Here is a 21322-nt window from a genome sequence, read left to right as displayed (position 1 = left end):
TTTTAGACAAATCAACATCCTATAATCAAATTATAAGGTACTAAGGTGGTGGACAGATGGTAAAGACACTAGTAATTGCCGACGATTTCACGGGCGCACTTGATACCGGCGTCCAGTTCTCTAATTACGGTGTTCACACTGTAGTGACCTCTGATTTAGAGTTTGAATTTGGTGAAACAACAGCTGGAATAGAAGTGCTTGTATTCAATACGGAATCAAGGTATTTAAATAAAATCGAAGCATATGAAGTGATTAAAAAGATAGCCTTAAAAGCAAAGAAAGAAAATATTCCATATATCTTTAAAAAAGTGGATTCAGCCTTAAGAGGAAATGTCGCTTCCGAATTAAAAGCTCTGAGTGATGTGTTCAAAGGTGTAACCATTCCTTTTATTCCGGCGTATCCGGAACAGAACCGCTACAGCCGGGAAGGAATATTACTTATAGATTCTGTACCAGTAAATGAAAGCGTTTTTGGAATGGACCCGTACGAACCAGTGACGGAAAGCCATATCCCGTCACTTCTTTTAAAAGAAGCAGATCTAACAACGTTTATAACAAAAAGATATACAATCCCGGCAAAGGGAGAAGAAATTTTGTTAATGGAAAGCCGCTCTGATGAGGAAATGGTCTCACAAGGAAATGACCTGTTACTGAATGGCGCATTGAATATAACGGTGGGCTGTGCGGGGTTTGCTAAAGCACTGGCCCATATTATCTATCAAAAAAGGGATACACCGGAAGTCGATGGGCACCTTCCATTATTGATTGTAAGTGGAAGTGTTAATCCGGTAACCAAAAAACAAATTGCCTTTGCGGAATTGAATGGATTTGAAAGGGTATCCCTCACGATGGATCAGCTTTGGGATAAGCACTATTGGGACACTGTGAATGGTCAAGAAAATATTAGCCGCTATTCCAGAAATGAAAGTCCTTTAATGTTTGAAACTTTTGGGAATGTATCAGCAGATCAAGTGAATCAGGTGTCTGATCGCAATGAACTAAGATTCAGGATTGCACAGTCACTCGGGTACTTAGTACAAAATCTTATGTCCAAGGGCATTAAGAGAACCTGGTTATTTACCGGGGGAGATACTTTATATCAATCGATGAGAGTTTTGGGGATTACAGAAGTTGCGCCGCTGAAAGAATTATTTCCTGGAGTTGTACTTGGAACAATTAAGTTTCAGGATGAAAAACATTATGTCATTACCAAGTCAGGCGGATTTGGTGATGCGGATTTATTTGTGAAATTAGATGAATTGAACAGCGAAAGAGGGGATGCAAAATATGTTGAATCAATATAATTTAAAGATGCCCACGAATGTGTTTGCAGGGCCGGAAGCCATGCATAATCTTAATGTAATTCTAAAAGACAGTGCGGCAAAAATCGCAATCTTTACAGGCGGACACATCTATAAACTAGGATTGCTAGACGAGGTCATCAGGATTATAGAGAACAATGGAATCGAGTACGACATCATATCCGATATACCAGCAGAGCCATCTTATATACAAGCCCAAGAAGTCATCGACCAGTTTAAAGTTTTGAACGCTGATTTGATCATTGGAGTTGGCGGCGGAAGTGTCATGGATATAGCTAAGTTGGCATCTGTGTTATCTACGGATGATTATACGGTGAAGGATTTGCTGGATGATCCGTTGCTGGCTAAAAAGCAGGTACCATCTTTGATGATTCCTACCACAGCAGGTACAGGTTCTGAAGCGACTCCCAACAGCATTGTAGGTGTACCTGAAAAAGATTTGAAAGTCGGTATTGTCAATAGTGAATTGATTGCCGATCATGTCATTTTGGATAGCAGCATGATCAAAAATCTGCCCAAGCCAATTGCTGCAGCAACAGGAATCGATGCCCTGGCCCATGCTATAGAATGTTTCACTTCTAAGAAAGCAAACCCGATCAGCGATACTTTTGCACTGGAGGCACTGGATCTAATCCTGAATAATATTATTGAAGCCTGCACCGATCCAAATGCGCTTGAAGCCAAGCATAACATGCTATTAGGCTCTTTCTATGCGGGGGTGGCAATCACCTCCTCAGGGACCACTGCTGTTCATCCCTTGTCTTATCCTTTAGGCGGAAAATATCACATTGCTCATGGTGTTTCGAACGCAATTCTATTAACACCAGTCATGAAATTCAATGAGCCGGTTATCAAAGTCCTCCTGGCTAAAGCGTATGACCGGGTTGTAAAAGAACCTAATAACGAATTGAGTGTAGAAGAAAAATCGAAGTACATCATCGATTTATTGGAGGACATTGTGAAAACACTTGAAATCCCAACCAGTTTAAAAACGTTCAATGTGCCTGAGGAAGATCTGGATGGTTTGGTCGAGGCCGCAATGCAGGTCCAAAGGTTACTAGTGAACAATATGAGAGAAGTCACACCGGAAGATGCCCGTAAAATGTATCTGGAAATTATGTAGGGGTGAATAGTATGAATAAATTGCAGGGAATCATCTCACCAATTGTCACGCCAATGTATGACAATGAAGAAGTGAACTATGAAGAACTCGTCAATCAAGTGAACAGAGTCATTGAAAATGGTGTCCATGGCATTTTCACATTCGGCACGAATGGAGAAGGGTATATTTTAAATGAAGAAGAAAAAGTCCGGGTCATGGAAACAGTTGTTGAGGCCGTAGCGGGAAGGGTATCGGTTTATGCATCAACAGGATTGGTTGGGACACAAGATACCATTCGCTTGTCACTGGAAGCAAAGCGTATTGGTGTCGACTACCTGTCAATCATTACACCGTATTTTGCGGCAGCAACCCAGGAAGAGATTTATACCCATTTTAAAACAGTGGCGGAAGCGATTGATATGCCGATTGTTTTATATAACATTCCAGCCAGGACAGGTAATGTCATCCAGCCTGCGACTGTTGAAAAACTAAGTCACATCGACAATATTGTCGGTGTCAAAGATAGCAGCGGCAATTTTGATAATATTCTTCAATACATTGAAAGAACAAGAAACAGGGAAGATTTTTCAGTGCTGTCAGGTAATGATTCATTAATATTATGGACGTTGCTTGCCGGGGGAACAGGCGGTATTGCAGGATGTTCGAATGTATATCCGTTTACGATGGCTCAAATCTATGAAAAATTTGTGAATGGCGATATAGAAGAAGCCCGCAGCTATCAAGATTCCATCAGAAGCTTCAGAGACTGCTTTAAATTTGCGAATCCAAATACGGTGGTGAAAGCTGCAGTCGAACTGCTGGGCTATCCGGTGGGGAATTGCCGCGCACCATTCAATCAAGTACCTGAAGAAGGAATTGCAGCATTGGAATCGGTATTAAAAGAAAATACTGAAGCAGGAATGAAGTAATCAGGAGGGCATTATGAAAAAAGTTATCGGAATCACAATGGGAGATCCGGCAGGTATCGGACCTGAAATTTCAATCAAAGCTTTTCAAAATCAAAGCTTATACGAAAAATGTAATCCCTTACTTATTGGAGATAAAAGTGTCATAGAGAGCTATTTAGAGAGATTCCCAGAGATTGATCTTAAAGTAAATGCCGTTTCTGCACCTGAAGAAGCATTGTATGAGCGGGGCACAATGGATGTCATGGACTTAGCCTCCGTAGAGGCATCGACATTACAAATTGGCGAAGTGTCCAAGGAAGCCGGAAATGCTGCTTACCATTATGTTGAAAAAGTAATTGAATTGGCACTTGAAGGGAAAGTGGATGCAACTGTTACAAATCCACTCAATAAAGAAGCATTGAACCTGGCGGGGCATCACTTTGCCGGCCATACTGAAATTTATGGAGAGCTTACAAACACTTCCAAGTTTTCAATGATGCTGGCTGACGGCGATTTAAGAGTGGTCCACGTTTCAACCCATGTATCTTTAAGACAAGCCTGTGATTTGGTGAAAAAAGAAAGAGTGTTCGATGTCATAAAGATTGCCCATAATGCTTGTGTAAGCCTGGGTATCGAAAATCCAAGGATTGCTGTGGCGGGTTTGAATCCACATTGTGGAGAAAATGGATTGTTCGGTACGGAAGAAATTGATGAGATCATCCCTGCCATTGAGGCAGCTGAAAGTGTAGGGATGAATGTATTCGGCCCATTACCTGCAGATACCGTTTTCTCAAAAGCTCGTGGAGGAATGTATGACATCGTTGTGGTGATGTATCATGACCAGGGGCATATCCCTTTAAAACTACTAGGGTTTGTATTTGATAAAGAAGAAAATAAATGGAAAGAGGTTTCCGGGGTTAACATCACATTGGGATTACCGATTATCCGGACCTCGGTTGACCATGGAACAGCATTCGATCAAGCAGGTAAGATGACTGCGAGTGAACTCAGTCTGGAGAATGCAATAGATTACGCGGTGAAACTGGCAAATAATGTTGATTGAGAAATAAAGAGAACAGTGTGATAGTTGATTTGATAGAGAATGTTGAAGGTATAACTCATTGGAATCAACTATCCACAATTGTTCAGAGCTCCGAAATTACAACGAAATTCAACTTGAAGGATAGGGTGATAAGCTTGAGTACATTGGTCATTAACCAGTCGATACACAACGGTAAATTGTATCACGATGATTATACAAATATTGATTTTTCCTTGATTCCAGCTGGACCTTTCCCAACCGCACATGCCCCTGCAATCACAAAGGTGGAAAATGGGGACTTATTATGCGCATGGTTTGCCGGTTCATTCGAAGGCAGTCCCGATATTTCAATTGTTTTATCAAAGTTCAATCATGAAACTCAAGAGTGGAATGTACCGGAAATTGTCTCGCAGGACGATACGCGAAGTGAGCAAAATCCATCCTTTTTCCACGCACCTGATAACTCAGTATGGCTGATCTACACTTCCCAGGAAGGCCGCCAGCCTGATAAAGATAATATGCAGTTTACCTCAATAGTAAAATATCAGAAAACCTATGATAATGGTGAAACGTGGACGGAACCAGAAGTATTATTCAGCCGGCCTGGTACGTTTGCCCGGCAGGCTATTCAGGTTTTGAGCAGCGGCAGATGGATCTTCAGTACATGGGTTTGTGAAGACTCGGAATTCGGTCTTACCAATGATCCTACAGTGTTCCAAGTATCAGATGATGAAGGACAGACATGGAAAGAAGTAATAATGCCTGAGAGTAACGGACGCGTACATGCCAATGTTATTGAATTGAAAGATGGCCATTTAGCAGCCTTTATGAGAAGTAGATTTGCGGATTATATTTATAGAAGCGAGTCGACGGATAATGGAGATACTTGGACAGTGCCCGAGCCGACAATCCTGCCAAATAATAATGCAAGTATAAGTGCCATTAAACTGGATAACGGCGCAATAGCCATTGCATATAATGCAAACTCTGCCACTAGCCCTGAAAAAGGTAAAGTAGCATGGCCTGGTTTGCGTAATCCGGTAGTGGTCTCAGTGTCCGAAGATGGTGGAAATACTTGGCCGATCGGCCGGATCATTGAACATGCAGAGGGTTTCATTGGTGCAGAGAACAAAACAAATAATTCACAATTTGAATATCCTACAATCTATCAAGATACAGAAGGGCGCCTGCATTTGGTTTATGCATATAAGAATCGATTATGTGTGAAGTATAACGGCTTTTCAGTTGAAGATATTTATGGAAAGAAGCGCGAAAATGAAGGCGTTTACAATCCTACATCTGGAGAAATAAGCTAGATTTCACGTAATCCCATCATTCTGTATGAAATTCTCTATAATTAACGGACATTATACAAATCTTCAATAAAGGGGAAACGTTAAATGACAATCGAAATGATTCTTGCCCTGGGTATCTTAATTTTGATGATTGTAGCGATCATGACAGACAAATTTGCATTCGGCGCACCGCCGCTAATGGCTTGTCTGCTGCTCGTAGTCACCGGTCTTTCTACTGTTCAGGAGGCATTCGCTGGTTTTGTGAATCCGAGCGTTGTCATGGTCGCCGGCTTTATGGTTGTGATGGCGGGACTTATGAAGACCAGCCTTATTGGCAAGGTACAGTCCTCAATGCTCTCTTTAGTCAATAAGGGCGGTTACAAAAGCTATGCTCTTTTACTTGTGGTCGTTATGCTTGGTGCCAGTTTAGCAGGCACAGGTTCCACTGGTTACTATGTCCTGATTTTATCTTTGATTTCTACGATCCCTTACAATAAAAAAATGCCTACGTCCAAATTGATGATGCCACTGGGGTTTGCTACTAACCATCCTTTGATTCCTTTCAACGTAGCACTCCTTTACGGTGTTACTGTCAGCGTCCTGGAAACGGCTGGTTATACCGGCGGGCTGTCCATGACGAGATTTGCAGTGGTGAATTTCATCCTTTCACTTGGTTTCTTGGCTTGGAGCCTGATTGCTTACCGTCTCCTGCCGGATCATCCTCTTATGGATGAAGAAGCCGCAGCCTATGAAGAGGTGGCGGCGACTGCTGAGCCTTTTTACATGCCGGCATGGAAAGAATACTCAACTATTGCTGCGTTTCTCATAAGTGTCGTTGGTATGATGCTTATGAACGTGTTGGGCAATGCGGCCTTTGTCATTCCCGGCATTGCAGGGGCATTCTTGCTCATGATCAATGTGCTGGACTTCAGGGAAGTCCGGGATAATATGGGTGCTCCTGTCATCATTATGATGGCTGGTGTTATCGGCGTTGCGGATGCTCTTGCCAACTCTGGGTTCACTGCTATGATCGGTGATTCTGTAGCGAACGCGCTGGGTAATGATATCAATCCGTTTTTATTTATCTTAATCTTCGCACTTTTGACTAGTACCTGTGCTACATTTACTGGTTCTAATATGGGTTCTGTATTCATCTTTGCACCAATCGCCATTGCAACCAGCATCAGTTTGGGAATGAACCCTGCTGCCGCTGCAATTGCAGTTGTCATATCCGGATGGAATGGGGGCTACATGCCAATCGATGGGATGCCTGCCATGATTCTGGGAATGGGGAAATACAAGCTTCCGCAGTTCTGGGTCTTCTCAATACCTATGTACCTTGTCCGTATTGTCATGATATGTGTAGGTGCCATGATAATGTTTCCGTAATCAGGACTGTCCCCCGGTGCGTGGGAAAAGCTGTGATAGAGTGAATATGCGAAAAAAGATTCTCAGCTGCTTGTGGAGCAATAAATATGTAACAGGAACGCCCCGGGATTTTTCGAATTCCGGGGCGTTTCTATGGGACAATGAACCTGTCCCTCTGTCCCGCCCTGTCCCGCCGAGGATGGGCATAAAAGCTGCTTTGATGCATAACTTGTTCATTTAGATGCAAAAGCAACCGGTTTTGATGCATAACTTTCATTTTAGAAGCATAACTCCCAAAGTTCGATGCATAACCACCTAATTTCAATGCATAACTCAAAAAGAGTATCATAATAAAGTGCCCGTCAGCCAAAGCTGCGGGCACCTTTTCATCATTAAACCTCGTATTCCGTGATGTTCCGCTCGACCACACGAGCGCCATCAGCTGATACTAGCGCGCCGCTGGTGCTTTGGAAAACATTTGTGGCGATTAACGTGTCCATTACCTGCTTCACTTGATCGGTATCTACCGGTTCAACCGGTTCGTCAATTGAAATCCGGGCTGTTTTTCCTGCCTGGGTAAGGAATTGCAGTTCCAATGCTTTAGCCATTTCTCCATCCCCCTTTCGTTAGGTATCTTGAACAATTAATTAGGCATTGATGTCGTAACTGTCATTCTTCTCGATGTTCATAAGCGGCTTGCTGCTAAGTCCTGCTAGTGCCTGGGCAGCCTGATGGATTTCATCAGGTGTCGAAGCGTTGTTGATATTGGAGTAAGTCTTGTTGGAGTACTTCGGCTTGCCGTTTTCGTCCATGCCGTTATCAAAAACCATTCTGAGTTTGATGCTTTTCAAATCTGACGTTGCCATGTGCCTCACCTCCTTTCACCCTCTATTTAGGGAGGATGGGAAGAAAAGGACACCATGAAATTGATTTTTTTCAGAGTGGATGCGGAAATGTGCATTGAAAAGAAGGATGCCCATTTGTTTTTGGACGAAAGGAGGAGGGACTCTCCGCGGATCTTTCTCTTTTTCTCTCTTTCTTTAATTCTTTTACATTCTTCTTGTTGTTCTCTTTGCGTTCCGTCTCCGTTCCTTTTCAGTTCCAGGGTAGGAGGGGGCAGTACCCTCAATGGGAGATAAATATACGGCCATGGTCACATCCCCTGTTGATCGGCAATCTATCTAATGTTTTAACTGGGATGCTGAAAAGAGACAAGCCATTTTACCGCCCGCTAAAATCGATAAATATAAAAGGACCCGCCAATCGGCGAGTCCTTTTTAAAGTTTGTGTAATTATTCAAGTAATCGGATTAATACACACCCACATTGTCCCAAGCCGTTTTAACAGCATTGTAGGTAGTGCTTCCGCTGCCGTAAAGATCGGCAGCTGATTGAAGCAGGGCCGCACGTGCGTAGCTGAAGTTGCTTGTCGGTGTCAGGTAGACGGTCAGCGCTCGGTAATAAATTTTTTCCGCTTTGGCTTTGCCTATGCTTGAGATGGTGTTGTAGGCTGCCTTGTTCGGGATACCGGAGTTTGTGTGGACTCCGCCATTATCCGAAGAAGTGTTGACATAATTGTTCATGTGCTCCGGCTGGCCATACTTGGCTGGATTGGAAAGGCTGCGCAGGGCGTCACCGGAGATATTCGGCGTATAGACGTCTTCACCCAGCAGGTAATCATTAGGGTCAAGGAAGTAGCCGAATACATCTGAGAACGACTCATTCAGAGCGCCTGATTGGTATTGATATTGCAGGCCAGCTGTCCGTTCGGTCACGGCATGCGTGATTTCGTGGGCGACCACGTCTTTCGCGCCGGATAACGAACGGAATGTCGTCCCGTCACCGTCACCATAAACCATTTGGGATCCATTCCAGAAAGCGTTATTGTATCTTGAACCGTAATGGACCGTCGAGCGGATGGTGGCCCCGTTGTTATCAAAGCTGTTTCGGTTATGCGTGTTTTTATAATAGTCATATACAGCTCCGGCGTAAGCGTGGGCATCCACATCCGCTCTTTGTGAGGTGGCAGTCCAGGCGTTATTGCTGTCGACAGAGTAGGACCCCGGAAGGCTTGTCCCGTTGTTTGCCGTACGTGTCTCAATGACCCCGTTCATCGGTTTTGTGACATCGTAAAGATAGTACGTTCCGTTTGAAGAGTACGTATTCAACTGCTTGGAATCTCCCAGCACCCCTGTTCCTGAGCCAGTGGTTGCAGCATCCGTTACGGCGTTGTAAGCTTCAAGGATGTCTCCGCTGACCGCATCTACATACACCTGCCAGTTCGCACCATACGGCTCTATGAATTGAAGCTGGACTTTGTAGGCCAGATTGAATTGCCCGTTATTTTCATGAACGACCAAGTCCTTCTTGACTGTCGTGTTTTTCACCTCGCTCTTCTTAGGAGAGTCCAAGGCAATATCAGCTTTCGGGAGTGTGTCGGCTTCAGTGATCCCAATGTGCTTCCAGGCCAGGTTCACAGCTTCCCCTTTGCTGATCTCGGTTTTCTGCTTCTTCAGGTTTTTAGCCGCAGAAGGATAGACTTGGCCGGATACATTCGCCATCACATTGTTTTTGTCCGTATGCACGGTAAAAATGGCTCCATCGACAGGGATCCCTTTTACAGATTGAGAGAATTTATAATGAGTCATGCCAAGGTCATCTGTAGTGGTCTCAAGCAAAGTCAATTCTGCAGAAGGGTCGATCCCCAGGGCAGCCTTGTTTGCTTTTAATAGTTTCTTTACTTCCTTTTCTGTTTTTACAGCAGACTTTGAAAGGTTGGCAGAGAAGAATTTAGGTTTATCGTTTTGTTTTTCCATAATCGTCTTTGCGGCTTCGATCTTCGCTGAAGAATGATCAGAGATCGAGCTGGCAAAAGCCGAGGGAAGGGCAGCACCAAATACCAGTGAAGTACCAAGAGCAATCGTTACTAATTTTTTTGACATGGACAGTCAAGCTCCTTTTAATGGCTAAATTTTTCAAAACTAGTAATTCAGTAACCCGCGCGATTAAGAGTAGTTTAGTTGATTTTTCTTAAAAAAGATATACAAAAATTCAGATAATTAAGACTACTAAAATCCCTTTAAGTGTCAATTTCTTAATAAATGGGATCCTTATCTAATCGTATCTCACTCAATCTCATTTTTTAGTTTTCTAGGAATGGAGGAAGGGGGCAATTCACAGCCTGCTATTAATAGAGGTAGAGTTGGGAAGGCGCAGGCAGACGTGTGGAAGAGGGAACGGAATGTATCTTATTTAAATTCCATGAAAAACAACAAAGGAGCCGCTCTTCTCGAGTAACGGCCCCCTTCGCTTTAGGGTTTTTTGTATAATTATGCATATATTCAACTAAGAAACAACCTCATCAATTTTCTCCTCAAACGCGTCGCTGATCCGGCTTCTGTTCTCCAGGATATCCTCATTTTTGAATGTCAGGCTTCCCCGGTGTTCATCCAGGTTCAATCTTTCTTTCAAGGCTCCCATAGCACCCTTGCCTCGCTCTTCAATTTCAAAGTAGACGGTCGTTTCGGTTTCGTTCTGGAGGATGTAAATCTCAAGTTCATCCAGCAGCCTGCTGTATTTATGAACCGGTCTGAACTCATATTGCTGCACAAATGGACGTTTCGTTTTGACCCAGGCCGGTGTTCTTTGGCTCTCCATTTGCTGAAACTTGAATCCGATGACTTTGATGGCATCAATAAGGATTTCATGGACAGGGGAAGGGTCCACAGATAGTTCGTCCCGGTCTTTTGGATCTACCGCATTTTTGATGTCCATCCCCGTTTCTATCCAGACCTGCGGGACGTTTTTCTGAGTTTCCGGGTCAACCATTGTGACAGGTGTGTACAGCGGTACTTGAAACGAAAACGGGATATCCATTCTCTGTCCTTTCGAGATTGTAAGCGGCTCATTGAGCTTGTGGGTCATCACGACACCAGGCGAAAGGCGGTCGCTGCCTTTGTGTCCGTACATGCTCATCAGTTTGAGATAAATCGCATCTACCCGCTGATCGGAACTTCCGCCTTTTACCTCAATCACTCCTTCAAGCATTTCCCCTTGTTGAATATAAGAGTTCTTTAGCTTCGTATCCACTCTCGCTGAACCGATTCCCAGGCTTGCAACGACTTTATTGAATAGTGACAAATCCATTCACCTCTTTCGTTTGTTGATTTTATCGTAGCATAGATTGGGGGTGGGGAAGATACAGAAGGACGGTTCTGTCTCCTGGTGCATTCCGCACCGGAAGAACGGTCCCCTTGTTTCCCCCTTTTTATTTCATCACTTTCTTCAAATAAAACTCAAAAATCAAATCAATAAGAACCACAATCGTTGACCGGGCTGTCAAATCATAACCGCCGAATTGGACCCGCTGGACATCGGCACTGATTGAATTCCTTGTGGTCCTTGCAAGTGTGCTGTCTGCTGAGTTAGTGATCGCTAAAGTATCTGCACTTTTGAAACGGATTTTCTCGGCAGCATTCACAATCGTTTTGGTTTCTCCGCTGGAAGAGATGAAAACGACCAAGTCCTTAGGCTGAACCATATTCGGCAGCAGGTCAATGATATGAGATTCATAGACATAGGAGGTAGGTTTATTAACTTGCATGAACAGCTTGCTGAAATACTCCCCCATCATTTTTGTCAACCCTACAGCCACAATCATGACGCGGTCTGCCTGCTGAATCTGCCCGCTGATCTTTTCCAGCTCTTCCACACGCAGGGAACTCAGTGTCTTCTCCATATCCTGGCTGTACCGCTCCAGCATATTTTCCGCAGGACGGATATTCTCATCTATATCCTTCAATAGATATTTAAATTCAGAGAACCCTTCAAGACCAAGCTTGTGGCACATGCGGATAATCGTCGTCGTGCTGACATTATTGCTCTCTGCCATCTTCGTCAAAGACTCCTGCTTCGCCTTCTCCAGATGCTCCTCCACATAATACAGCACATGCTTCTCAGAATAAGTAAGCTCCCCAACAAACTTCGAAAACCGATCCAAAACCTTTCCCATAACGCTGCCCCTTTTACACATATGATTTCCTCTATTATAGCATTCACTAATAGAAACCATAATAAAAGAAAAGAGGGTAAGTAATTAGGTTGATGATACTTTTAATACCAGAGCACTTTAATAATAGATGAAAGCTTATACATAAAGATGAAAGATCGATCATTTCCATTTAAGTGTAGTTCTAGAAAGTAATCTTTTTTATATACAAAAAGGACGGTGCAGCGGTACGTTGTTAATGAATCGGTGTAATCCGAGAAGTGTAGTGGCACTGTAATACGCACAGAGTTGATTGGAGCGGAAGAAGGCACGACCTCCTGCGGGACTAGCGGGCAGATGAGACCCCGCAGGCAAAGCCGAGGAAGCTTAGCGTCCGCCCCGCGGAGTCGTGAATCCTGGAGCGGAAATCAACGGACCAATTAATATCCTTAATTTTATGAAAAGGATTACATTCCGTACAATTGTACACTGCCTGTACAATTGAACCCTCACCTTCTGTGTTATAACTGAATTGTAAGGGATTTCATACAAAATTATCAAACTTATCATAGAGAGGTGAACCTCAATGGAACTTAGAAAAATGACCAACGAAAACCTGGTCTTATTCAATGTAGATTCCACATCTAAACAGGTCGTCATCGAACAACTTGTCGACGCCCTTTTTGAAAACGGTATCTTAACTTCAAAAGAAGACTATTTACAAGCAGTACTAGACAGAGAGAACATGTCACCAACAGGACTTGAAGCAGGCTTGGCTATACCTCATGGGAAAAGCAGTGCGGTAAAAAAGGCTGCATTCGCGGTAGCCAGACTGCAAAAGCCGATCACTACATGGGAAAGCATCGATCCCAACAATGAAGTACAACTTGTATTCCTGCTGGCGATTCCAGATCAGGAAGCGGGCACGACGCATCTCAATATTCTTTCCGAGCTCAGCACAAGGTTAATGGACAGCAGCTATATCAACGGGTTGATGAGTGCCTCCACTCCTGCGGGATTCCTAACAGCTCTTGACCAGCAAGATCAGGAAGAAGAAAGCAGCCAGGAGTATACGAAAACGGTATTGGCGATAACAGCCTGTGCCACAGGGATTGCCCACACCTATATGGCTGCGGAGGCTTTGGAAAAGGCCGGACGTGAAATGGGTATCCGTGTTCTTACTGAAAAGCAAGGTGCCAATGGAATTGAAGGGGAACATAAAGGTTCCATCATTGAAGAAGCTGATGCAGTAATCTTCGCAACAGATGTTGCTGCTAAGAATAAGGACCGCTTCAGAGGCAAGCCTTATGTGCAGACACGTGTGGCCGAGCCGTTAAAAAGTGCAAAAGAGATCATCAACCGCGCGTTGAATAATCCGGATGGGACGGTGACGGCTGACCATGCAGATGCAGATTCCGCTGGTATGGGAAGCAGCAATAAGCAAGGTTTCCTGGCTGAAGTTGCACAAGCGGTCATGACAGGGATTTCTTATATGATCCCGGTCATTGTCGCAGCAGGGCTGATGATGGGAATTGCCAAGCTTGCGGCAATGCCGTTTGGACTGGTTGACAGTATTCAAAATCCTGAGTATGCCACACACTCCAATGAGTTATTTGTCATTCTGCACCACTTGGATAAATTCGGCGGACTGATCTTTAAGTTCATGTACCCGATCTTCGGTGCTTTTGTCGCCTATGCGATTGCTGACAGGGCTGGGATTGTTTCCGGTTTTATCGGCGGTGTGTTCGCAGCTGGCCTTCACTATACGTTCTGGGGAATTGAAGACGGTATTCCATCTGGATTCTTTGGTGCGTTGATTCTTGGACTGACGGCTGGTTATGTGGCCAAGTTTTTAAATGAAAAAATCAAACTGAGCAAGAATCTTCAGGCGATGAAGCCGATGCTGATCATTCCGGCTATATCCGTCCTGACGATTTTCTTCTTGAACTTTTATATCATCGACCCTGTATTCGGGGGATTAAATGCACTTCTGCGCAACTGGATCGAGGGTGCGCAGGATTCCGGAAGTGTAGTACTATCAACGATTATCGCGGCAGCGACTGCCTTCGACCTTGGTGGGCCGATCAATAAGGCAGCCGGTGCGATTGCCATCGGTCTGGCGGCTGATCAGATCTTCCCGCTTACGGCGCGTGTACTGGCGATTGTCATTCCGCCGATCGGTCTTGGATTGGCAACGGTCATCGATAAATATGTTGTAGGACGCCGAGTCTTTGACGAAAACCTTCGTGTTGCCGGAAATACATCCTTGTTACTTGGTTTCATCGCCATCAGTGAAGGGGCGATTCCATTCATGCTCCGGAATCCATTGATCACGATTCCAATCAATATCATCGGTGCGATACTTGGTGCAGTTACAGCTGTCCTCCTTGGTGCGGTTCAATGGTATCCGCTGCCTGCTGTTTGGGGCTGGCCGCTCGTTGAAAACATTGCAGCTTATCTGATTGGTCTTGCTGTGGGTGCGGCGTTCATCGCATTCGCCAATATCTTTATCCGTTTTGCTCTTATCAAAAAGAATGAACAACAATAATTGAAACGTGGTGCCCGGTGCAGAAATGGACAGGGGCACCCTTTCCGTTTTCAGGAGGAGATCATTATGAAGAAACGTGTGTATGTTGTACCGCATTCCCATTGGGATCGTGAGTGGTACTTTACCATAGAAGATTCAAACGTACTGCTGGCAGAAAACCTCGACCATTTGCTTGATGTGCTGGAGAACGACCCGGATTACACAGGATATGTCTTTGATGCCCAGGCGAGCATTGTCGAGGAATACCTCAAAGTCCGCCCTGAAAATCGCGAACGGTTGAAGGCTCAGGTTGAAAGCAGAAGATTGTTCATCGGACCCTGGTATACACAGACCGATTCCCTGCTTGTTCACAAGGAGTCGATCATCCGCAATCTGTTATACGGAACGAAGATTTCCAAGAGCTTCGGCCACAGCATGAATTCCGGCTACCTCCCGGACATTTTTGGCCAGAATCAATACCTTCCGTCTATTTTTAAAGGATTCGGCATTGATAACAGCGTCCTGCAGCGCGGACTTTATACAGATGAAATGAAGGGTGATTTGAATTTCAATTGGAAGTCCCCTGATGGAGAAAGCGTCAACGCCAACTATATTTATTTTGGCTATGGTCCAGGTAAGTTTTTGGAGGCTTCCGAGGAATATAGGGAAGAGCGTCTATATCCGATCCTTGAGAAGCTTGCAGAGATGAATCAGAGTAGTGACAACTTGCTCCTGCCTGCTGGCGGCGATCAGGTTCTTGTCCGGGAACATTTTCCGGAGACGATCAAAAAGTTGAACGAAGACAGTGAGGAATATGAGTTTGTTCTGTCCGATTATGAGACGTTCATGAAGGAGACCTGGGAAGATGGAAACAAGTTCACCAATGTCATCGAGGGCGAGCTGATTGCGTCGCAAAAATCCCGGATCCATAATACGATCCGTTCCCAGCGCTATGATATCAAGAAAGGCAATTATGATGTGGAACATAAGCTTCTAAATATCCTTGAGCCTCTTGCCGTCACTGCCCAAAGCATTGGATTCCGCTATCCTCAGTTGTGGCTTGATCAGATGTGGAAGATGCTATTTGATGTCCATGCCCACGACAGCATCGGGGGCTGTAATTCCGATGACACCAACCGTGACATTATGCAGCGCCTGGAGAAGGTCGAGCGGACTGCTGATGGATTGATCAATATCTTGAAAAAACAGATCTCCAAGGCGATCAGCAACAAGCTTGGAAAAGAAAATATCTTTGTCTTCTTTAATACCGATACAACCGAATACTCCGGCATGGCTGAGCTGGTTCTATTCACTAGAGAAAAAGCTTTCTCATTAACAGCATTGGACGGAGAAAAGGTTAGCATTGAGAAGGCCGCTCAGGAGTACATCAGCGGAGGCAAGAAAATTGTCGTGACAGCTGAAGGCGAAAAAGAAGTCGAGGTAGCCGGTTACTATCGGACGGTCGTTCTGGCAGAATTGAAAGAGGTTCCGGCGATGGGATACCAGACTTATCTCGTCGATGAAACAGAGAAGGCTCTGAAGCAAAGAATAGGCAAAGCTGATGAGCGAATTGAAAATGAACTGCTGGCTTTGACATGGACGAATGAAAATGTGTCCTTAACCAATAAGACCACAGGAGAAACAGTGGAGAACCTGCTGCGCTTTGAGAACGTTGGCGATGCAGGAGACTCTTACGATTTCTCTCCCTTGGACAAAGATGAAGCGATTGTAATCGAGAAGGCTGAACTATTATCAGTAGAAAAAGGGGAACTGGCACAGCGGTGGGTTCTTAAGCATGAAGGACTGATTCCTGCAGCGGTGGAAGAGCGCAAAGCCGGTCATCAGAGTGAGCCGCTTGTTATCACCACCACTCTGGAGGTCCGAAACGGAGAACAGGTTGTCCGTGTATGCCACCAAATTCAAAACGAAGCAGAAGATCACCGTGTAAGGGTGCTGTTGAATACAGGCGTTCGGAATGTTGAAAAGACGTTTGCTGATCAAGGATTTGGCTTGATTGAACGAAGTGCTGAGAATCCGCGCCTGCAAGGTTGGAAGGAAAAAGGATTTGCGGAAGCCCCGGTTTCCATCTATCCGCTTGAAAACTTTGCCGGAATCAACCAGGAAGAGGTTACTTTTGTCGCAATCACGAGAGGCATCAAGGAATATGAGGTTCTGAGCGAATCCGGCGAGCTTGCCCTGACACTGTTCAGAAGTGTCGGGCTGCTTGGAAAAGACGATTTGGCATGGCGTCCGGGTCGAGCTTCTGGAATCAACAATAAGGTCGTTCGAACACCGGATGCTCAAATGAAACAAGAAATGATATTTGAATATGCTCTTTACTTTGGAGAGAAGGAACCGGAACAGCTATTCCAAATGTCCAACAGCTACATTGGCCGATTCACTTCCTATCAGCTGCAATCCCTCAACACATTCGAGGAAAGATTGGAGCGGTTCGAAATTCCGTATCCGGTGAAAGAGCTGGAGCCTGCTGCTTCATTAATTGAGCAGGACAACCCATCGTTGATTTTGAGTAGCTGCAAACGTGCTTATGATGATAACTCTGTGATTGTTCGTTATTTTAACCCGACGGACAAGGAGCAGTCGGTAAATCTTGTTCATCCATATAAAAAAGTAACCGTGACGAATCTTGGGGAAGAAGTTTTAGAGAATCAGGAATTGATCATTAGACCGAAGAGCCATCTCACATTAAAACTAGGATAAGAAGGTGACAGCATGACAGTAGACAATCTGATGAAAATCGCTGAAGAAAAGCTGAAACGGATATATGAACAGGAGTATCGAGATGATTATCTTACCTCATTTCAGGAGCTGATCGAAAAGTGGTCAGCCAGGAAGAGTGAAGGTTTTCAGCCTGTTTCCGAAGAAAATGTCTACCTGATTACCTATGGAGACAGCATCTTTGAAAAAGGCAAACCGGCGTTAGAGTCGCTTCACACGTTTCTAAAAGAAAAGGTGAAGGATACGATAACAGATGTTCACCTGCTGCCGATGTTTCCATATACATCCGACGACGGCTTTTCAGTGACAGATTACCGCGAGATTAATCCTGAATTGGGTGATTGGGCGAATATTGAGGACCTCTCAAAGGACTACAGATTGATGTTTGATTTTGTCGCGAACCATATGTCTAAATCCAGTCGTTGGTTCCAAGGCTATCTTAATGGAGAAGAGAAATACAGGAATTATTTCATTCCGAAAGATGACAGCTTTGATGCAAGTGAGGTTGTCCGCCCGCGAACATCTCCTTTATTCCATGAGTACGAAGGCGATGATGGGATGAAAACGGCCTGGACCACATTCAGTGAAGACCAAGTGGATGTGAATTTCCGCCACTTCCCAGTCTTACTGGAAATGACCGATATCCTGCTTTCTTATGTGAGCAAGGGCGGAACGAGTATCCGTTTGGATGCAATCGGATTCATTTGGAAGGAGTCAGGGACAACGTCTATTCATTTGCCGCAGGCACATGCGATTATCCAGTTGTGGAGGGAAGTCGTCGACTACTTCCAACCGAACACGCAGATTATCACGGAGACGAATGTTCCCCACAAGGAAAATATCAGCTACCTGGGAGACGGGACGAATGAAGCGAATATGGTCTATCAATTCTCGCTGCCTCCGTTAGTGCTCCATTCCCTGACGACCCATGATGGCAGGAAGCTTACGGAATGGGCCAAAACCATCCACAAAGTTTCCGATACAGGAACATATTTCAACTTCCTGGCCAGCCATGACGGAATTGGAATGAGGCCGACAGAAGGGATCCTTACGGACGAGGAACGAAACATGCTTGTGGAAAAGGTGAAGCAAAACGGCGGTCGCATTTCCTACAAAACGAATAGTGATGGCAGCCAGTCTGTTTATGAGATGAACATCAATTATTCGGATGCCCTTATGAATCTTGAAGAAGACCAAAGCGAGGAAATCCAAGTGCAGAAAATGCTGGCTGCGCATAGTATCCTGTTGTCGTTCATCGGTGTTCCGGCCATATATTATCATTCCCTATTAGGCTCCCAAAACGACCAAAAGGGAGTGGAAGAGTCCGGAATCAACCGCCGGATCAACAGAGAAAAGCTCGAGCTTGGAACGATTGTGGAAGAGCTTGAAACGAACCCGCGCCGAAAAGGGATCTTTGAAGGACTGCAAAAAATGATCTCCATTCGCCAGGAGCAAAGAGCTTTTTCTCCTTATGCAGAGCAAGAAGTCCTTGAAATGGGAGAGAACTTATTCGCATTAAAGAGACAGTCTGTTGATGGAAATGAAGTCATTTACTTTATCCTTAATCTTGATTCCGGTACGGTCAGTGCAGATCTTCCTGCACAGGGGAAGGATCTATTGAGCGGCAAGGAGATAAGCGGCAGGACAGAGCTTGCCCCTTATCAGTTTATGTGGATAAAAGAATAAAAAGAAAACGTGCCGGCTGCTGGATTAGCGCCGGCCCTTTTTACAGGAGAGTGAGAAAAGATGAAGATTTTGGTAGCTTCCGATTCATATAAAGGATCGCTTTCTGCTTATGAAGTTGGGGAAGCAGCGCGAAAAGGCATTTTGGAGGCACTTCCTGCAGCGGAGGTGTTCAATTCACCGATGGCCGATGGCGGCGAAGGAACAATAGATGCGCTGCTTGCCTGCATTAACGGGGAAGAAAAAGAAGTGGCGGTCCATGACCCATTGATGAGAGAGATCACAGCAAAATATGCTGTGCTGGATGATGAGAAGAGAACGGTTTATATAGAATCTGCCAGAAGCAGCGGTCTGCCAATGTTGGCCCCTGGCGAGAGGGATCCGATGAGGGCCAACACTTTTGGGCTGGGAGAACAAATCAAGGATGCGGTACTGGGCGGACACCGCCATATTGTCATTTCCCTTGGCGGAAGCGCGACAAATGACGGCGGGGTTGGCATGCTTCAAGCATTGGGCTGGACGTTTTTTGATCAAGATGGAGAGGCAGTTGGTTACGAAGGGAATCCGCTTTTGAGGACCGCCTCCTTTTCAGATGATGGAAAGCTCCCTCAACTGCAGGATTGTTCATTCAGTATTGCCAGTGATGTGACGAATCCCTTTTATGGAGAGAATGGTGCGGCCCATATTTTTGCCGGGCAGAAAGGGGCCAGTCCAGAGGAGATAGTGAAGCTCGATGGTGGTTTGAAAAGGCTGGCAACTTTGTTTGAGGACGCCTATGGGATTGATGTTCAGAAGGTGCAAGGGGCTGGTGCTGCCGGCGGGATCGGCGGTGGACTGTTGGCGGCTATGGGCTGCAAAATGCAATCAGGTGTCGACACGATTATGGGGCTGACTTCACTGGAAGAGAAGATCAAGGAAGCGGATATCGTGCTCACAGGTGAAGGGAGTTTGGATCGGCAATCCTTGATGGGAAAGGTTCCTGTCGGAGTTGCCCGGCTTGCCAGGAAGCACGGCAAAAAAGTCATTGGCATAGCGGGGAGGATTGATTCCGGCTTGCGGGAGTTGAACGAGCATCTGGATGCTGTGTTTTCGATTCAAACGGAGTGCCGGAGCTTGGAGGAAGCTTTGCAGCCGGAAGTGACCCGGGTGCAGGTGGGGGTTACGGCTGGGCAGGTTGCTAGGTTGATGTAGTGGAGCAGGGGGCAACGGGGGGACGGTCCTACTGGTGCATTTTGCACCAGTAGGACCGTCCCCCTGTTTCTGCTGTTTCCCTTCTTTCCCTCTTTCTTTTTAAAAAACATTGAATTTTCTGACGTTTTACTCTGTAATTTTGTATAGTTAGTTATCCCTCCTAAAGAGCCTCTTTGTTATTCCTATTAGAGCGTTTAATTTTTCTTCAGCGTCGCTGCGTTTTTTCTCTACTCATTAATCCTTTCTCTCTTTTTTCAATATTCGGTCAAATCCCAATTTGTAAATTGAGGTGATAAGTCTTGCCCTGTGCAGCAAGAAGGAAAAGCAAAACCGGAATTTACCATATTATTGTCAGAGGTATCAACAGACAGGAAATATTTCATGATGATCAAGACAGGATTACGTATTTGAAGACGCTGCAAAGGTATGCATTGCTATTTGGGTTGAAAGTCTATGCTTGGTGTCTCATGGATAATCATGTGCATTTATTAGTGGAAGAGGGGGCGGAAGATATCTCCATCACTATGAAGCGTATAGGGGTCAGTTACGTGCATTACTATCATTGGAAGTACAAAACTTCTGGTCATTTCTTTGAAAACAGATACAAAAGTGAAGTGGTTGAATCCAAGCGGTACTTTCTGACTGTTTTGAGGTACATTCACCAAAACCCTCTAAAAGCAGGCATGGTGAAGCATGCGGTTGAATGGGAATGGAGCAACTGTCGGGGATATTATGAGAACGGAGCTTTTCCGGCAGGGCTGTTGAATAGCGAACCTGTACTCCTTATGTTCGCGGCTGAGAGTGAGGATGGCAAAATTCCTTTTAGACAGTTTAATGAGGTTTTAAATATTGATGCCTGCATGGAATTTACGGAGAAAAATCAATTTAGACTGACAGATGACGAGGCAAGAAAGAAAATTAAAAAGGTATTGCCGTCCACAGAAATCGCACACGTTAAAAGCATGGCAAAAAAACAAAGGGATCATTTTTTAAGAGAAGTAAAAATGGTTCCTGGTGTGTCTCATAGACAGGCTGCAAGAATATTGGGTGTTTCTGTCACACTTGTTACGAGAGCTTAAGGTGGTACAGCGGGACGGTTCTCTTGATGCATCCACTTAAGTCCTGTTGTTCCCTTGTTCATGGCATAAAAAAAGACGAT

The 21322-nt window shown here is 44.9% G+C and carries 16 protein-coding genes; 11 read left to right on the top strand and 5 right to left on the bottom strand.

Features of this window, described 5'->3' with window-relative positions; genetic code table 11:
• Positions 1 to 56 precede the first annotated feature (56 nt).
• The 6 genes from D3H55_RS09885 (at position 57) to D3H55_RS09860 (ending at position 7058) form a co-directional block, all read left to right on the top strand.
• Entirely contained in the window at positions 57 to 1304 is a 1248-nt protein-coding gene (locus D3H55_RS09885) for a four-carbon acid sugar kinase family protein (protein WP_119546747.1), read from the top strand.
• Entirely contained in the window at positions 1288 to 2445 is a 1158-nt protein-coding gene (locus D3H55_RS09880; protein ID WP_119546746.1) for an iron-containing alcohol dehydrogenase, read from the top strand. The genes D3H55_RS09885 and D3H55_RS09880 overlap by 17 nt, the downstream gene beginning before the upstream one ends.
• Positions 2446 to 2456: 11 nt before the next feature.
• On the top strand, positions 2457 to 3353 hold the full coding sequence (gene dapA, locus D3H55_RS09875) for a 4-hydroxy-tetrahydrodipicolinate synthase (protein ID WP_119546745.1): 897 nt from the start codon (positions 2457 to 2459) through the stop codon (positions 3351 to 3353).
• 13 nt (positions 3354 to 3366) lie between these two features.
• A complete protein-coding gene (gene pdxA / locus D3H55_RS09870; RefSeq protein WP_119546744.1) occupies positions 3367 to 4395 on the top strand; it encodes a 4-hydroxythreonine-4-phosphate dehydrogenase PdxA in 1029 nt (342 codons plus the stop codon).
• The gene (locus D3H55_RS09865; protein ID WP_240628542.1) at positions 4392 to 5690 is read left to right on the top strand and encodes a sialidase family protein; all 1299 of its coding nucleotides are present in this window, start codon (positions 4392 to 4394) and stop codon (positions 5688 to 5690) included. Before pdxA ends, D3H55_RS09865 begins: the two co-directional genes overlap by 4 nt.
• Positions 5691 to 5774: 84 nt before the next feature.
• Positions 5775 to 7058: an SLC13 family permease gene (locus D3H55_RS09860; RefSeq protein WP_119546743.1), complete on the top strand. Its 1284-nt coding sequence runs from the start codon at positions 5775 to 5777 to the stop codon at positions 7056 to 7058.
• 371 nt (positions 7059 to 7429) lie between these two features.
• On the opposite strand, the gene D3H55_RS09855 is transcribed toward D3H55_RS09860, so the two are convergent.
• The 5 genes from D3H55_RS09855 to D3H55_RS09830 all read right to left on the bottom strand — a co-directional run bounded on the left by D3H55_RS09855 (position 7430) and on the right by D3H55_RS09830 (position 12047).
• Complete coding sequence (locus D3H55_RS09855; protein ID WP_119546742.1) at positions 7430 to 7645, bottom strand: DUF2922 domain-containing protein; 216 nt, start codon at positions 7643 to 7645, stop codon at positions 7430 to 7432.
• A 39-nt stretch (positions 7646 to 7684) separates the two neighbouring features.
• The gene (locus D3H55_RS09850; protein ID WP_119546741.1) at positions 7685 to 7903 is read right to left on the bottom strand and encodes a DUF1659 domain-containing protein; all 219 of its coding nucleotides are present in this window, start codon (positions 7901 to 7903) and stop codon (positions 7685 to 7687) included.
• Positions 7904 to 8346: 443 nt separating this feature from the next.
• A complete protein-coding gene (locus D3H55_RS09840; protein ID WP_119546739.1) occupies positions 8347 to 9978 on the bottom strand; it encodes a M4 family metallopeptidase in 1632 nt (543 codons plus the stop codon).
• Between the two features lie 403 nt (positions 9979 to 10381).
• Entirely contained in the window at positions 10382 to 11176 is a 795-nt protein-coding gene (locus D3H55_RS09835) for a sporulation protein (protein ID WP_168413027.1), read from the bottom strand.
• Between the two features lie 127 nt (positions 11177 to 11303).
• Positions 11304 to 12047 carry a MurR/RpiR family transcriptional regulator gene (locus tag D3H55_RS09830; protein ID WP_119546737.1) on the bottom strand — a complete coding sequence of 248 codons (744 nt, stop codon included), beginning with the start codon at positions 12045 to 12047 and terminating at the stop codon, positions 11304 to 11306.
• 562 nt (positions 12048 to 12609) lie between these two features.
• On the opposite strand from D3H55_RS09830, the gene D3H55_RS09825 reads away from it, so the two are divergent.
• The 5 genes from D3H55_RS09825 to D3H55_RS09805 all read left to right on the top strand — a co-directional run bounded on the left by D3H55_RS09825 (position 12610) and on the right by D3H55_RS09805 (position 21242).
• Positions 12610 to 14571: a fructose-specific PTS transporter subunit EIIC gene (locus D3H55_RS09825; RefSeq protein WP_119546736.1), complete on the top strand. Its 1962-nt coding sequence runs from the start codon at positions 12610 to 12612 to the stop codon at positions 14569 to 14571.
• Between the two features lie 66 nt (positions 14572 to 14637).
• On the top strand, positions 14638 to 17271 hold the full coding sequence (locus D3H55_RS09820) for a glycoside hydrolase family 38 N-terminal domain-containing protein (protein ID WP_240628541.1): 2634 nt from the start codon (positions 14638 to 14640) through the stop codon (positions 17269 to 17271).
• Between the two features lie 12 nt (positions 17272 to 17283).
• Complete coding sequence (locus D3H55_RS09815; RefSeq protein ID WP_240628540.1) at positions 17284 to 18975, top strand: alpha-amylase family glycosyl hydrolase; 1692 nt, start codon at positions 17284 to 17286, stop codon at positions 18973 to 18975.
• A 60-nt stretch (positions 18976 to 19035) separates the two neighbouring features.
• On the top strand, positions 19036 to 20163 hold the full coding sequence (locus tag D3H55_RS09810) for a glycerate kinase family protein (protein ID WP_119546735.1): 1128 nt from the start codon (positions 19036 to 19038) through the stop codon (positions 20161 to 20163).
• Between the two features lie 299 nt (positions 20164 to 20462).
• Entirely contained in the window at positions 20463 to 21242 is a 780-nt protein-coding gene (locus tag D3H55_RS09805) for a transposase (RefSeq protein ID WP_119546734.1), read from the top strand.
• The last annotated feature ends 80 nt before the right edge of the window (positions 21243 to 21322 follow it).

Origin of the sequence: Bacillus salacetis (assembly GCF_003581585.1) — a bacterium.
Lineage (GTDB): Bacteria > Bacillota > Bacilli > Bacillales > Bacillaceae_B > Rossellomorea > Rossellomorea salacetis.
Note: the sequence above shows the minus strand (reverse complement) of the source record. Positions and strands in the feature narration are given on the sequence as shown.